General features: G+C 68.1%; 15 protein-coding genes. 6 read left to right on the forward strand and 9 right to left on the reverse strand.

The window, feature by feature from the left end; genetic code table 11:
* The coding region (locus tag AFL01nite_RS06695) for an NAD(P)/FAD-dependent oxidoreductase (RefSeq protein WP_146826706.1) at positions 1–733 on the forward strand (733 nt) is incomplete at its 5' end.
* A gap of 3 nt (positions 734–736) precedes the next feature.
* Here AFL01nite_RS06695 and AFL01nite_RS06700 read toward each other — a convergent pair.
* A complete protein-coding gene (locus AFL01nite_RS06700; RefSeq protein WP_146826708.1) occupies positions 737–1,084 on the reverse strand; it encodes an ArsR/SmtB family transcription factor in 348 nt (115 codons plus the stop codon).
* A 91-nt stretch (positions 1,085–1,175) separates the two neighbouring features.
* Between AFL01nite_RS06700 and AFL01nite_RS06705 the strand changes: the two genes are divergently transcribed.
* The 3 genes from AFL01nite_RS06705 to AFL01nite_RS06715 all read left to right on the forward strand — a co-directional run bounded on the left by AFL01nite_RS06705 (position 1,176) and on the right by AFL01nite_RS06715 (position 3,855).
* Positions 1,176–2,513: an FAD-dependent oxidoreductase gene (locus AFL01nite_RS06705; RefSeq protein ID WP_146826710.1), complete on the forward strand. Its 1,338-nt coding sequence runs from the start codon at positions 1,176–1,178 to the stop codon at positions 2,511–2,513.
* Positions 2,514–2,579: 66 nt separating this feature from the next.
* Positions 2,580–2,924, forward strand: coding sequence for an ArsR/SmtB family transcription factor (locus AFL01nite_RS06710; protein WP_146826712.1), 345 nt, complete (start codon positions 2,580–2,582; stop codon positions 2,922–2,924).
* Between the two features lie 58 nt (positions 2,925–2,982).
* A complete protein-coding gene (locus AFL01nite_RS06715; protein ID WP_246119618.1) occupies positions 2,983–3,855 on the forward strand; it encodes an arsenate-mycothiol transferase ArsC in 873 nt (290 codons plus the stop codon).
* Here AFL01nite_RS06715 and AFL01nite_RS06720 read toward each other — a convergent pair.
* From AFL01nite_RS06720 to AFL01nite_RS06740, 5 genes are all read right to left on the reverse strand, one after another.
* The gene (locus AFL01nite_RS06720; RefSeq protein ID WP_146826714.1) at positions 3,852–4,607 is read right to left on the reverse strand and encodes a winged helix-turn-helix domain-containing protein; all 756 of its coding nucleotides are present in this window, start codon (positions 4,605–4,607) and stop codon (positions 3,852–3,854) included. The genes AFL01nite_RS06715 and AFL01nite_RS06720 overlap by 4 nt on opposite strands.
* Positions 4,604–5,374 carry a phosphate ABC transporter ATP-binding protein PstB gene (pstB, locus tag AFL01nite_RS06725; RefSeq protein WP_246119636.1) on the reverse strand — a complete coding sequence of 257 codons (771 nt, stop codon included), beginning with the start codon at positions 5,372–5,374 and terminating at the stop codon, positions 4,604–4,606. Before pstB ends, AFL01nite_RS06720 begins: the two co-directional genes overlap by 4 nt.
* 133 nt (positions 5,375–5,507) lie before the next feature.
* Positions 5,508–6,416, reverse strand: coding sequence for a phosphate ABC transporter permease PstA (gene pstA, locus AFL01nite_RS06730; RefSeq protein WP_146826718.1), 909 nt, complete (start codon positions 6,414–6,416; stop codon positions 5,508–5,510).
* Entirely contained in the window at positions 6,416–7,360 is a 945-nt protein-coding gene (gene pstC / locus AFL01nite_RS06735; protein ID WP_146826720.1) for a phosphate ABC transporter permease subunit PstC, read from the reverse strand. The genes pstA and pstC overlap by 1 nt, the downstream gene beginning before the upstream one ends.
* Positions 7,361–7,374: 14 nt before the next feature.
* Positions 7,375–8,313, reverse strand: coding sequence for a PstS family phosphate ABC transporter substrate-binding protein (locus AFL01nite_RS06740; RefSeq protein ID WP_146826722.1), 939 nt, complete (start codon positions 8,311–8,313; stop codon positions 7,375–7,377).
* Between the two features lie 288 nt (positions 8,314–8,601).
* Here AFL01nite_RS06740 and AFL01nite_RS15460 point away from each other — a divergent pair, with 288 nt between their 5' ends.
* Positions 8,602–9,219 (forward strand): arsenate reductase ArsC, encoded by a 618-nt coding sequence (locus AFL01nite_RS15460; protein ID WP_246119619.1) that lies wholly within the window; start codon positions 8,602–8,604, stop codon positions 9,217–9,219.
* A gap of 55 nt (positions 9,220–9,274) precedes the next feature.
* Entirely contained in the window at positions 9,275–9,796 is a 522-nt protein-coding gene (locus tag AFL01nite_RS06750) for a GNAT family N-acetyltransferase (RefSeq protein ID WP_246119620.1), read from the forward strand.
* A 7-nt stretch (positions 9,797–9,803) separates the two neighbouring features.
* Here the strand turns inward: AFL01nite_RS06750 and AFL01nite_RS06755 are convergent, their stop codons facing one another.
* From AFL01nite_RS06755 to AFL01nite_RS06760, 3 genes are all read right to left on the reverse strand, one after another.
* The gene (locus AFL01nite_RS06755; RefSeq protein WP_307724452.1) at positions 9,804–10,997 is read right to left on the reverse strand and encodes an ArsO family NAD(P)H-dependent flavin-containing monooxygenase; all 1,194 of its coding nucleotides are present in this window, start codon (positions 10,995–10,997) and stop codon (positions 9,804–9,806) included.
* A gap of 289 nt (positions 10,998–11,286) precedes the next feature.
* Positions 11,287–11,451 carry a DUF8730 family Cys-rich protein gene (locus tag AFL01nite_RS15295; protein ID WP_186813852.1) on the reverse strand — a complete coding sequence of 55 codons (165 nt, stop codon included), beginning with the start codon at positions 11,449–11,451 and terminating at the stop codon, positions 11,287–11,289.
* Positions 11,452–11,574: 123 nt separating this feature from the next.
* Complete coding sequence (locus AFL01nite_RS06760; RefSeq protein WP_246119621.1) at positions 11,575–13,680, reverse strand: MMPL family transporter; 2,106 nt, start codon at positions 13,678–13,680, stop codon at positions 11,575–11,577.
* Positions 13,681–13,815 lie beyond the last annotated feature (135 nt).

Genomic DNA, 13,815 nt, shown 5'->3' on the forward strand with positions numbered 1-13,815 from the left:
CCGCTTCGGCGCCGAGCTGGTGTCCGACGACGTCACCTCGGTCGACCTCACCGGCGACATCAAGACCGTGGCCCTGGCCAACGGCAACACCTACCGTGCCCACGCGGTGATCCTCGCGATGGGCTCGGGCTACCGCAAGCTCGGCATCCGGGGCGAGGACGCGCTCTCGGGCCACGGCGTCAGCTGGTGTGCCACGTGCGACGGCTTCTTCTTCCGCGGCAAGGACATCGCGGTCGTCGGTGGCGGCGACTCCGCCGTCGAGGAGGCGCTGTTCCTCACGCGCTTCGCCGACAAGGTCACCTTGATCCACCGTCGCGACGAGCTGCGCGCCAGCAAGATCATGGCTGACCGCGCCTACGCCAACGACAAGCTCGAGTTCGCGTGGAACAGCGCCGTTGACCAGATCCACGGCGACGGAATCCTCGAGGGCGTCACGCTGCGCGACACCCAGACGGGTGAGACCCGCCGGCTCAACGTCAGCGGCCTGTTCATCGCGATCGGCCACGACCCGCGCTCGGAGCTGCTGACCGGTCAGGTCGACCTCGACGACGAGGGCTACGTCCTCGTCCAGCCCGGCTCCACCGCCACCAACCTGCGCGGCGTGTTCGCCGCGGGCGACCTCGTCGACCACACCTACCGCCAGGCCATCACGGCCGCCGGCACCGGCTGCCAGGCCGCCCTGGACGCCGAGCGCTTCCTCGCCGACATCGAGGCAGGATTGGTGAACGCCTAGGCGTCAGGCGTCCAGTGCGCGGGCGAGGGTCGACATCGCGCCGGGGACGAGGGCGTAGAAGGACCACTGGCCTCGCTTGGTCCGGGTCAGCAGTCCGGCCTTGACGAGGATCCCCAGGTGATGGCTGACCGTCCCCTGGCTCAGGTCGAGCGACTCATTCAGGTCACAGACACACGCTTCACCCGACTCGGTAGCGGCGATGAGGGACAACAGCCGCAGGCGGCTGGGGTCGCCCATCGCCTTGAACCGGGCGGCGAGGCTCCTAGCCTCCGCATCGCTCAGGACGCCGCCGGTGACGGGGGAGCAGCAGCTCGTCGAGACCGGCTCGAGCACGGTGAGTTCGGTGGCCATGACACCACCCTAGATCGTTCATTGACATTCATCAATGAAGCGCTAGAGTCGAGGCATCGACAATCGTCAATGTACGCGAGGAGCGTCCCTGATGTCTGAGCTTTCCGACCTACCCGTCGTCGTGATCGGTGCGGGTCCCGCCGGCCTTGCCGCCGCCGCCCACCTGCGTGGCCGTGGAGTGGACTTCATCGTCCTGGAAGCGGGAGACGCCGCAGGTGCGGCCGTCCGGGAGTGGGGCCACGTGCGGCTCTTCTCCGCGTGGTCCGAGCTGATCGACCCCGCGGCCGAGAAGGTCCTGGCCGACGCCGGCTGGACCCCGCCTGACCCGAAGCGCTACCCCACGGGGGCGGACTGGGTGGCCGGCTACCTCCAGCCCCTGGCCGATGCGCTCGGTGGCTCGGTCCGCTTCAACACGACGGTGACGGCCGTGGCCAAGCAGTCGCGCGACCGTTTGGTGAGCTCGGGTCGCGACGAGGCCCCGTTCACCGTCCACGTCACCACGCCCCTCGGGGTCGAGCGCCTCACCGCCCGTGCGGTGATCGACGCCTCCGGCACCTGGAGCGGTCCCAACCCGCTCGGCGGGGACGGCGTCCCGGCCATCGGTGAGCACGAGGCAACGGACCGCATCTCCTACCGGATCCCGGATCTCGGCAACGCCGCAGAGCTCGACCGCTACGCCGGAAAGCACGTCGTCGTGGCAGGGACGGGCGCTTCGGCGAAGGGCGCGTTGATCGGGCTCACCGCCCTGGCCAGGACGGCGCCCGAGACGCGCATCACCTGGCTCGTCCGGCGCGCGAGCGTGGGGGAGGCGTTCGCCGGCAGTGGCCAGGACGAGCTGCCGGCGCGGGGTGAGCTCGGTCAGCAGGCCCAGGCGGCAGTCGAATCCGGGCCCGTGACGACGATGAACGGCTTCCGGACATCGCGCGTCTCGCGGCAGGACGACGACCGGCTGACCATCGAGTCCTTCGACGGACAGATCGTCACCGACGTGGACGAAGTGGTCGTCCTAACCGGGTTCCGCCCCGAGCTGCAGATGCTGTCGGAGCTGCGACTGGACCTCGATCCGGTGCTCCAGGCACCTCGCGACCTGGCGCCGCTGATCGACCCGAACGAGCACTCCTGCGGCACCGTCTACCCGCACGGCGCCAAGGAGCTCGCCCAGCCCGAGAGCGGGTTCTACCTGGTCGGCATGAAGTCCTACGGTCGTGCGACGTCCTTCCTCGCGCTGACCGGCTTCGAGCAGACGCGTTCGGTCGTCGCGGCCATCGCCGGCGACCACGAAGCCGCGGAGCGCGTGGAGCTGACCCTTCCCGACACCGGCGTCTGCGGTGGTGCCGGACTGTTCGACGACGAGAGCGCCGAGGGCGGGAGCTGCTGCGTCGCTCCCGCTGCACCTGAGCTCATTCAGCTCGGCGGTCCGACCGCCTGATGAGCGGCGGGTGAAGCAGCATGTCCACCACGCTGCGTCCGATCGATGACCGGCTATGTTTGATGCATGGTCTCCAGAGCCCCGCGTCCCGACGGCTCGCAGCCGTCGCGGCCCGCGGCGGTCCTGCGACCTGCTCTGACGCGGCAGCAGGCCGAGGACACGGCTCAGCTGCTGAGTGTCGTCTCGAACTCCACGCGACTTCAGCTTTTGAGCCTCGTGCATCTCAGCGAAGGTGGACGCGCGCGGGTCGTCGACCTGACCCAGGCGCTGGAGCTGCGCCAGCCGACGATCAGTCACCACGTCAAGGTGCTGCACGAGGCCGGGATCTTGTCGCGGACCCCCGTCGGTCGGGAGGTCTGGTACAGCATCGTGCCGGACCGGTTGAGCGCCATCGCCGATCTCCTGCGCTAGTCGTCCGGCCGGCACCATGACTCGCTCCCCGGTGTCCCCAGCCGCTCAGGCGCGAGCCATGGCCGACCCGATCCGTGTGCATCTCCTCGCCATGGTCATGGCGGCGCCCTCGGGCCAGATGAGGATCGACCTGCTTCAGCGCGCGCACGGTGATGGCGTCACGTCGCACGTGGACGCCATGGTCGAGGCGGGACTGCTCGAGGCCGACGAGTATTCGGTCCGACCCACCCACGACGCCCTGGTGCGTTTCGGGGCATGGGTCGCCGAGCCCTCGGGCGGTCAGCCCGAGCCCGCACCACGGGATCACGCGCGCTCGCTGGATGACATCAGCGAGGAGCTGATCGACCGGTACGACGGCATCGTTGCCGCCGAAACGGTTCGGGAGTTCGTCCAGGACAGCTACGACCTCCTCGCGTCGCGGGCCACCGTTCGGCGCTTCCTGCCGCAACTGACTGCGCGATTCGCGGCGGACCGACTCTCAGCGTTGGCGTCGCTCTCGGGCCGGGATGGAAGGCGCCGGGCCGACATCCTCTTCGTCTGCGTCAGGAACGCAGGTCGGTCGCAGATCGCTGCCGCGCTCGCGCGGTCGATCGGGGGAGAACGTGTCCGGGTGCGCACGGCCGGATCGATGCCGGCGGCGCACCTGGACCCGGCGGTCCGCGCCGAGCTGTCCGCTCTGGGCATCGATCATCTGACTGAGTTCCCGCGACCGCTCACGCGGGAAGTGATCCAGGCGTCGGGCACCGTCGTCACGATGGGATGCGGTGACGCCTGCCCCATCGTGCCGGGGCGCAGGTACGTCGACTGGCCGGTGATGGATCCGGTCGGATGCTCACGGGACGAGGTTCGGGCGATCATCGAGGACATCCGTCGTCGAGTCGAGACACTCCTGGAGGAGCTCGGTGTGATCACGGCGCCGGGTCTGCGTTAGGGCGGGGTGAACACTCCGGGGTTGAGGCGGTAGCCGACGCCTCTCACCGTCTGGATGGCGTCGAGCACTCCGGCCTCGGCGAGTTTGCGGCGCACCCGTTTCACCGCGGCGACGAGCAGGTCGTCTGCGGACGTCCTGCAGTCGGACCAGAGAGCATCGATCAGCTCGTCGCGTGTCACGGAGTAGCCGGCGCGCTCGGCGAGCATGTGGAACAGGTCGAACTCCAGAGCACTGAGGTCGAGCGGTGTGTCGCGGACATGAGCGTCGATGGATTCGGTGATGAGCGTCAGCACGCCCAGCGTGAGGCGATCTGCTCGCTGTCGCGGAAGCGGACTCTGGTCGATGATCTGAGCGATCTCGCCGACGCGGTACGGCAGAGCGATGGCCCGAGCTCCTTCCAGCACGGCCGGCCCGATCGACGCCACATCGGTGCTGGCACAGGCCACCAGGACCGGGACGGCCGACTCCGACCGGATCACCTTGACCACCTCGGACAGCGGCACGGGACCGGGAGCGGCATTCAGGACGACCGCGCAGACGCCCGCGGCGTTCAGGCGCGCCACCAGCCGGAGGGGGTCCGACGCAGCGAGAACCGTTAGGCCGAGAGGTCGCAGACTCGACTGGAGGTCGGCGACGGTCTGCGCATCGGACTCGAGCAGCAGGATCGTGTCGGCTTCGGGTGGGCGCCGCAGGCGCGAGCGGCTGGCGTGCTGGTCCGCGGACCTCGGGGCCAGCACCCGCAACTCCGTCATCCGAACCGCCCGGTGATGTACGCCTCCGTCCGGGGGTCAGCCGGAGCCTCGAAGATGTCCTGGGTCCGGTTGAACTCCACGAGCAGCCCGGTGCGGTTTCCGGTGGTCTCGTCCGGTCGGGCCGTGAAGAACGCCGTTCGGTCGGAGACCCGCGAGGCCTGCTGCATGTTGTGCGTGACGATGATGATGGTGAACTCCGTCTTCAGCTCGCTCATGAGGTCCTCGATGCGCGCAGTGGCGATCGGGTCAAGGGCCGAGCACGGCTCGTCCATGAGGATGACGTCAGGCCGAGTCGCGATGGTTCGCGCGATGCACAGTCGTTGCTGCTGCCCACCGGACAACCCGTAGGCCGGGGACTTGAGCTTGTCCTTCACCTCGTCCCACAGGGCGGCCCCGCGAAGGGCGTCCTCGACCACGGCATCCATGTCCGTCACCTTCATCCCCGTCACGCGGGGTCCGTAGGCGATGTTGTCGTAGATGGACTTGGGGAAGGGATTGGGCTTCTGGAAGACCATCCCGATGTGCTGGCGAACGGTGATCGGATCGACCTTCGGGCCGTAGATGTCCTCCCCGTGGTAGGTCACGCTTCCCTGGACCTTCGCGCCTGCGACCAGATCGTTCATCCGGTTGAGGGACCGCAGCACGGTGGACTTCCCGCACCCGGAAGGTCCGATCAGCGCGGTGATCTCGTGGCGTCCGAACGAGAGGTTGACGTCGTGGACCGCATGGAAGTCGCCGTAGAAGACGTTGAGATCGCGCGTCTCCATCACCGGCCCGCGCGGGGCGGTCCTTGCGAGGTCGGAAGCGTCGCCGTTGTTCACCGCCTCCGTCCGGTCGGTCACGTCGAGGATCTCGTCCGTCGTGCTCGTGGGGGAGTGGATCGTCATGTCAGCTGGACTCCTACCAGTTCCGCTGGAACTTGTTGCGAATGAGAATGGCGAGGGCGTTCATGCCCAAGATCATGAGGAGCAGCAGGATGATGGCGGCCGATGCGGCCTGCTGGAGCTCTTCTTGCGGGGCGGACGCGAGGTTGTAGATCTGGACGGGCAGGGCCGCGACCTTGTCGGTGAGCCACGCGGGATCGAACCGGACCGTCGCCACGCCGATCATGATGAGTGGCGCCGCCTCGCCGATGGCGCGCGACAGGCCGAGGATCGTGCCCGTGGCGATGCCCGGGACTGCCGACGGAAGCACCTGGCGCCAGGTGGTCTGCCACACCGTCGCCCCCAGTGCCAGCGACCCGTGCCGAATCTCCTGGGGCACGGCGCGTAGGGCCTCGCGGGTCGAGATGATGATGACGGGCAGGATCAGCAGTGCGAGGGCGATCGCGCCGCCCAGGACGATCCCTTGGTAGGTGTATCCGAGGATCGTCATGATCGCTGCGGCGAGCATGCCGTAGATGATCGACGGCACGGCGGCCAGGTTCTGGAGGTTGACCTCCACGAACTTGTTGTACCAAGCCCTGGAGTCGGCGAACTCCTCCAGGTAGACCGCCGACGCGATCCCCAGGGGAATCGCGAGAAGCGCCGTGCTCATCATGAGCCACAAGGAGCCGAGGATGCCGGCACGGAAGCCTGTCTCGCCCTTGCGAACCGTCGACTCGTAGTTGGTGAACAGGTTGGCGTCGAAGCGCCCGGCACCCGCGATCGCGGTGTCGACGATGAGGACGACCAGCACGGCGACACCGAAGAACAAGGAGAACCAGAGCGCGCACAGGAAGACGAGGGATGCGACGTTGCGATCCTTGTTCCCGCCGGTGCGGAGACTTTGAGTGGTGGCGCGGGACGCGGTGACGGCTGCGACGTTCATCAGTACACCTGCCTGTAGCGACGGACGATGACGATGCTGATCGCGTTGATGATCAGTGTCACCAGGAACAGCAGCAGGGCGACGGCGAAGAGCATGTTGTAGCTGGCCGTGCCCACGGGGTTCTCACCCTGGGCTGTCTGGGCGATGAAGGCGGTCATCGTCTGATGGCCCTCACCGACGTCGGGGGACGTGTTCTTGGCCGAGCCTCCCGCGAGTGCGACGATCATGGTCTCGCCCACGGCGCGGGACATGCCCAGCACGACCGCCGCGGCGACTCCGGAGATGGCGGCCGGCAGCACCACCCGCAGCGACGTCTGCATCCGATTGGCGCCCATGGCCAGGGATCCCTGGCGCAGCGCCTGGGGCACCGCGCTGAGCGCATCCTCGGAGAGCGAAGCGATGGTGGGAATGATCATGACGCCGACGAGGATGCCGGCCGCGAGCGAGTTCGTGAACGACACGTCGAGGCCGAGCCACCCGTTCAAGACCGTGGGAGTCAGGAAGAAGACCGCGAAGAAGCCGTAGACCACCGACGGCACGCCGGCCAGCAGCTCGACCGTCGGCTTGAGCCAGGCGCGGGTGCGGCGCGTGGCGTACTCGGACAGGTACATCGCGGCTCCGACTCCGAGAGGGATCGCCAGCGCCAGGGCGATGACCGTGACCATGAAGGTACCGAGCAGCAGCGGGAGCACCGCGGGGCGCAGATCCTTGCTGCCCTGGTCGGTCCACGAGAAGAAATCGCCGAGCGGGACCTGGCCGAAGAAGTGGATGACCGGCTCCACCAGCGCCACGATGATGCCGAAGGTGATGGCGACCGAGAGGAGGGCGGAGGCGATCAGCAGCCCTTGGATGACGGCTTCGCCCGGACGACGCTTCGCGGTGAGGAGCGGACCGCCGGGCAGGCCCGCCCTCGCGGGCGGGCCTGCCTGGGTGAACTGAGACATGTGTGGGCCGGCTGTCAGAGCGCTTCGACGGCGGATTGCGTCTCCGCCAGGTCTTCGTCGTTGAGAGGAATGAACTGCGCCGACTCGGCGATGTCGGTCAGGTTCTCCACGTAGAAGTCGACGTAGGTCGAGACGGCCTCGTTGTCGGCGTAGGCGCTGTTCTTGACGTAGATGAACAGTGGACGGGACAGGGGCGTGTACGAGCCGTCGCGTGCGGTCTCGGACGAAGGCTCGACACAACCGCTGCCGTCGTCGATGGCGACCGCCTTGAGGTTGTCCGCGTTCTCCTCGAAGTAGGAGTACCCGAAGAAGCCAACGCCTCCCTTGGTGCCCGAAACGCCCTGGACCAGCACGTTGTCGTCCTCCGAGGACTCGAAGTCCTCGCGCAGCGCCTCGGACTCGTGACCGACGACGTCGGCCGCCATGTAGTCGTAGGTCCCGGAGTCGGTACCCGGGATGAAGCCTGTGACCTTCTGGTCGGGGAAGCTCGGATCCAGGTCCTTCCAGTTCGTGATCTTGGAGTCCGGGCCGAACAGCTGCACGACCTGGTCAGTCGTGAGGCAGTCCACGCCGAGATCCGGGTGGGTGACCACCGTGAGCGCGTCGGTCGCGACGTGGAGCTCGGTGAACTCGACGCCCCCGGTCTCACAGGCCGTCTTCTCCTCGTCCTTGATGGGTCGGGACGCGTCCGAGATGTCGATGTCACCGGCGCAGAACTTCTCGAACCCGCCCCCGGTGCCCGAGAAGCCGACGGACACCTCGATGTCAGGCTGCTCCTCCGAGAGGAGTTCGGCCGCGGTGTTGCTCATCGGGTACACGGTCGAGGATCCGTCCACCGCAACGGAACCGGACACAGCGTTCTCGTCTGCGCTGGAACCGCCACCGCAGGCGGCCAGGGTGAGCAGCAGGGCGGAAGCACTCAACGTCGCAGTGAGTGTCTTGGAGCGAAACATGCACGTTTCCCATCAGTTTGGCCGCGGGAGCGGCGCGTCTTTGATCGAACAAGATAGATAGAACGCCGTCTATGTGAACGGGCGATGAACGTAGCCGGACGCGCACATGAAGGTGCGAACACGGGTGGAAATAGATCGCGCCGGCCGTTCTGGTTGGCCATCATTCATTGCACCGAATCGATGAATCGTCGGCTAGAGTATCCATCGACGAACTTCGATATACGATCGCGAACTCTCGACCGATCCGATCGAGCCGTCGCTCAACCCGAGGCCCAAGGAGGCAGGACAGTGGACCCATCGCACGAGTTGAACCGCGAGGCGATCTCGTCGGAGATCGCCTACGAGCACCAAGGCACGTTCACGCTCGACGAAGTCAGGGAATTCGTCGACCGCGCAGCCGAGTCGCTGCTGACCGACGCAAAGATCGCACGACACGTCCCGCTGCTCGTCAGCCGCTACGCTCGCGAGCTCTTGACGGCCTCGGCCCAGACGAAGGGACTGATCGCGAAGAAGGTTCCCGAGCTCCTGTTCGTCTGCGTGCAGAACGCCGGACGCTCACAGATCGCCGCCGCCATCGCTGCGCACCTGGCGCCAGGGAAGCTGCACGTGCGTTCGGCCGGGTCCCGGCCCACGGGCGAGATCAACCCTCTCGCGGTCCAGGTGCTCGCCGAGCGCGGCATCGAGCTGGCCGAGGCGTACCCGAAGCCCCTCTCCGACGACGTCCTGCACGCTGCGGACGTCATCGTCACCATGGGATGCGGCGACGAGTGCCCCTACTTCCCCGGCAAGCGGTACGAGGACTGGGACGTCTCGGACCCCGAGGGCGCCACGCTCGAAGAGGCACGAGACATCCGGGACGACATCCAGCGTCGTGTCACGGATCTGCTCCGCGACCTCGACGTCTGAGAACCGCGCGGAGCCTGCCAGCGGCCGGTCTCAGGCCACGGGCCACCATGGGGGAGTGACTGACGGCATCGCGATCCTCGGCATGACTCCCGAGGACTGGCCACAGGTGGAGGCCATCTACGCAGCCGGCATCGACGCCGGACACGCGACCTTCGAGTCAGTGGTCCCGACCTGGGAGTCGTTCGACTCCTCACGGCTTCCCGACCACCGTCTCGTGGCAGCGCACGCCTCCGGAGCAGTGGCCGGATGGGCCGCGTGCTCGCCGGTGTCGAGCCGACCCGTGTACGCGGGTGTGGTCGAGCACTCGATCTACGTCGCGCCGCAAGCCCACGGCGGCGGGATCGGCAGTCTGCTCCTCGAAGCGCTCATCGAGTCCACGGAGGACGCGGGCATCTGGACCATCCAGTCGAGCATCTTCCCCGAGAACACGGCGAGCCTTCGCCTCCACGAACGCCACGGCTTCCGGACCATCGGCACCCGAACCCGCGTCGCGAAGGCCATCGTCGGCCCCGCCGCGGGCAGATGGCGGGACACCGTCCTGGTCGAGCGCCGGAGTCAGGTCGCGCGCATCGACTGAGCAACGGTCACGCCCGCCGCCCGCGAGTCCCGGTGATGGCGGCCGCTGTCGACCGAGCCGTGGGGCCGACGCCGGCCAGAGTTGCCGAGGCCGGTCCGGTCCAGTCCCCGTACCCCACCAGGAACAGCCGCGGCTCGCCGATCGCCTGCGTCCCGGAGGCGCCTCCGACAGCGATGCGTCCACCCTCGAGGCGCAGGCCCAACGGACGTAGGTGACGAAGCTCCGGTCGAAAGCCGGTGCACCAGATGACCGCGTCACACGGTTGCTCCGTGCCATCGGCCCACGCGACGCCGTCGGTGCTGAGCCGGTCGAACATCGGACGCGCCTCTAACACGCCGCGTTCTCTGGCGTCCTTCACGCTCGCCACCATGACGATGTCCCCAAGCCCCGCCACACCGCTGTGCTCGCGCCCCTCGGCCAGCGCCTTGACGCGGGCGCTGGCCGTCTCGAACAGCACCCTTCCATCCACCTCGTCGGCCAGGAACCTGGGCGGACGGCTGGTCACCCACGTCGTGGCAGCCACCGTGGATACCTCCGCGAGGATCTGGGCCGCGGAGTTGCCGCCGCCCACCACCACGACGTGCTGCCCGGCGAACTCGTCAGGCCTGCGATAGTCAGCCGCGTGCAGCTGCCGGCCGGCGAACGCCGCAGCGCCCGGGTAGACCGGCCAGAACGGTCGCTCCCAGGTGCCGGTGGCCGAGACCACGGAGCGAGCAGCCACCGCGAGGTCACCGCCGACGACCCCGAGCAACCCGTGGGGGTCCTCATCAAGACGCGTCACGGACTCCACGCGGCACGGGCGCAACACCGACAGCTCATAGCGCTCCTCGTACCGGGTCAGGTAGTCCACCACGTGGTCCCGCGGCGGAAAGCCACGGGTCGCGTCGTCCCAGGCTGGCATCATCCAACCCGGGAGCGAGGAAAAGCCCGCCGGTGAGAACAACCGGAGCCCGTCCCACGTCCGGGGCCATGCTCCACCGGGCCGATCGGCAGCGTCGAGGATGACGAAGTCACGCCCCGGGACCATGCCCGCACGCCGCAGGTAGAACCCCGTCGCGAGCCCGGCCTGACCGCCCCCGATCACGGCGACCTCGACCTCTCGCGCCTCCCCGCCAGCGGCCCCGGAGGGTGAGTCGTCTCGTGAGGACGGTTCCATCCGCTGACTCTCCACCGTGACCTCCGTTGCTGGTTTCGGACGCATCGACGCCTCGCAGGGGCAACCGGCCGTTCGCCCCTGCGATTCTGTCCCGTCTGACGTTGCCAGGTGGGACGCGCCTCCGTTCGGCGAGCGCTATGTGGCCTGACTGGACAGTGTTCGTTGTTGGCAGACGGGCATCGTCGGACGTGACCGAACGAGCTGAGCGGCGGCGCGAACCCACCCCGGGCTGAGGGGTGCGCAGCGGTGAGCACGTCACGCCTGGCGATCGGCACCTACGGGTCGATCGTCTTGGGATGCGAACAACCCAGAGGGGTCTGGGAGGTGTCCGCCTTCAGCGGCCGAGCAGGTTCCGGAGCCACCCTCCTTGGCGCTCTGACTTCGGGTGTCCGGGGCACCACTGATCGGCGGGGACCGTCGCCTTGACCTGGGCGATGTGCTGGCCGCAGCCGGCCCAGGTGGTCTTGTGGCACGTGCGGCAGGTGGTCGGTCGGCACATGGAATGCTCCTTTTTCTGGTGGGTGTTCGTGTGGGGAGTGAGGGGTGCGGCCCGGAGGCTGGGGAAGCGTCGCCCCCGGGCCGCGGAGGTGCCCGGGCGGGGGGACCCCGGGCGGTCTGGGAGTCAGTCGTGCGCGAACGTGATGTTCGGCAGGACCTTGCGCAGCCAGGCGGGGCTGTACCAAGCGGCGTGGCCGGTCAGCCGGAGCATCACCGGCAGCAGGACCAACCGGACCAAGAAGGCGTCGAGCAGTACGGCGATGCCGAGGACGACACCCATCTCCTTGGGCGGAATGGGGCCGGACAGGGCGAAGGTGAAGAAGACGGCGACCATGACTGCCCCAGCGGCGAAGATGACACGGCCGGAGTGGGCCAGTGAGCCGACCATCGCGTCCTTGGCGTCACCGGACCGCTCGTAGTGCTCCTTGGCGGACGCGAGCAGGAAGACGGTGTAGTCCATCGCGATGGCGAAGATCATCGCGAAGAAGAAGACCGGGGCCCAGGCGTCCAGGAAACCCTGGGGCTCGAAGCCGAGGAGATCGGCGCCGTACCCCTCCTGGAAAATGAGGCGTGCCACGCCGAACGCGGCGGCAGTCGACAACAGGCTGGCGAGTGTGCCCAGCAGCGAGATCAACGGTGCCTGGAGGGCCACCAGCAGGAGCAGGAAGCCGAGCACCAGGACCACGCCGATGACGATGGGGGTGGACTCGTCGAGCTGGGACTTCAGGTCCAAGTTCTCCACGGCGGCGCCACCCACGAGCGCTGAATCCGGCAGGTCGGCGCGCAGGCGCTCCACGGTGTCCCCGAGTGCGGGGTCGGACGGGTCGACGGTCGGCACGGCTTGGACTAGCACGAGGTCCGATCCGTCGGCAGCGGGCATCGGCGCCATCGCCGCGGCGATGCCGTCATCGGCGGCCAGCACGGCTGTGGTCGCGTCGGCGTCGGCGCCGGCCGTGACGATTTGCAGAGTGCCGGGCGCACCCTCGCCGAACGACTCCTGGACGCGGTCGTAGCCAACACGCGCCGAGGCGTCCTCGGGCAACACCTTGATCGACGGCATGGCGGTCTGCAGCCCGAGAATCGGCGCAGCGAGGGCGACGAGCACTACCAAGGAGGCCAGACCCCACGTGAGGGGCCGCTTCCAGAGCCGTTCACCCCATGCAGCGAACTTCGCCGAGCGGTGCTCGCCTGAGCGGGACCATGGGAGGGCGAACTTGTTGATTCGGTCATCGAGCTTGACCAGCACCAACGGAAGGAGCGTCAACGTCGCCGCCAGGACGAAGACGACCGAGAGCATGATTCCTCCGGCCATCGAGCGGAAAGAGGGCGACGGCACCAGCATCACGGCCGAGAGCGAGATAAGCACGGTCATGCCAGAGAGCAGGACGGCCTTGCCGGCGGTGTCCATGGTCTGCGCGATGGCCCACCGCCGATCGGCCGCCGCCATTGCCGGGTCGGCCGAGCGCCGGGCCGCCCGGGCGGCCCGGTAGCGCACGACGATGAAGAGCGCGTAGTCGATGCCGAGCGCGAGGGCGAACATCATGGCGAAGTTCATCGCCCAGATCGAGACCGGAACGAGCTCGTTGATGAGCACGAGGGATCCCGCCGAGGCGACGAGGCCGGCGAGCGTGAGGATCAGGGGAAGTCCTGCGGCGACCAGCGCGCCGAAGGCGAGAACGAGGATGGCAAGGGTGACGGGCCAGGACATGAATTCCGACTTCAGCATGGCGTCAAGGTTCGCCTCGTTGAAGTCGCTCCACAGCAGGGAGGATCCGGTGGGATTGACCTCGACCGTCTCGGTTGAGAGCCCTTGGAGTTCGCCCTTGATGTCGGTGGCGACCCGCACCATCTCGTTGGTGTCCGCGCCTGCTCCGGCGAGGACGATCGCGGTCTCACCGTCCTGGGAGAGGGTGGCGCCAGGTGTCGGCGGCACGACCTCGGCGATGCGGGGCTCCTGCTCGAGGATGTTGGTGACCTTGGCGAGGACCTGCTGGCCGTCACCCTCGGTGACGGGGCCGTCGGTGGAGCGCACGACGACCTGGATGGCGGACGAGGCGTTGCCGCCGAAGTGTTCGCGGGCCAGCTCGCGGGCTTCGACGGACTCCGACCCGTTGGCCTGCCAACCGGCGCCGGAGAGGTTGTGCTCGACCTGCGGCGCGAACGCACCGAGGCCGACGATGGTCAGCAGCCACAGGACGCTGACAAGCCTGGCGTGATCGGTGACCCACACGCCGAGGCGGCCCAAGGGGCCAGGTCGGCTGGGCGCGACGTGGTCGGGTGAGGGTGAAGCAGTCCGGGGGGAGGCCGGGGTGATGCTCATGAGTGTCCGTTTCTGTGATGGTGCGGTGGCCCGCGGGAAGGGAGC

Origin of the sequence: Aeromicrobium flavum, assembly GCF_007992115.1 — a bacterium.
Lineage (GTDB): Bacteria > Actinomycetota > Actinomycetes > Propionibacteriales > Nocardioidaceae > Aeromicrobium > Aeromicrobium flavum.

Coding starts and splice junctions, on each gene's coding strand:
- AFL01nite_RS15295 (WP_186813852.1), bottom strand. CDS start 11,451: ATGTGCCGACCGACCACCTGCCGCACGTGCCACAAGACCACCTGGGCC.
- pstC (WP_146826720.1), bottom strand. CDS start 7,360: ATGTCTCAGTTCACCCAGGCAGGCCCGCCCGCGAGGGCGGGCCTGCCC.
- AFL01nite_RS06700 (WP_146826708.1), bottom strand. CDS start 1,084: ATGGCCACCGAACTCACCGTGCTCGAGCCGGTCTCGACGAGCTGCTGC.
- AFL01nite_RS06755 (WP_307724452.1), bottom strand. CDS start 10,997: ATGCGTCCGAAACCAGCAACGGAGGTCACGGTGGAGAGTCAGCGGATG.
- pstB (WP_246119636.1), bottom strand. CDS start 5,374: ATGGAGACGCGCGATCTCAACGTCTTCTACGGCGACTTCCATGCGGTC.
- AFL01nite_RS06715 (WP_246119618.1), top strand. CDS start 2,983: ATGGCCGACCCGATCCGTGTGCATCTCCTCGCCATGGTCATGGCGGCG.
- AFL01nite_RS06710 (WP_146826712.1), top strand. CDS start 2,580: ATGGTCTCCAGAGCCCCGCGTCCCGACGGCTCGCAGCCGTCGCGGCCC.
- AFL01nite_RS06740 (WP_146826722.1), bottom strand. CDS start 8,313: ATGTTTCGCTCCAAGACACTCACTGCGACGTTGAGTGCTTCCGCCCTG.
- AFL01nite_RS06705 (WP_146826710.1), top strand. CDS start 1,176: ATGTCTGAGCTTTCCGACCTACCCGTCGTCGTGATCGGTGCGGGTCCC.
- AFL01nite_RS06720 (WP_146826714.1), bottom strand. CDS start 4,607: ATGACGGAGTTGCGGGTGCTGGCCCCGAGGTCCGCGGACCAGCACGCC.
- pstA (WP_146826718.1), bottom strand. CDS start 6,416: ATGAACGTCGCAGCCGTCACCGCGTCCCGCGCCACCACTCAAAGTCTC.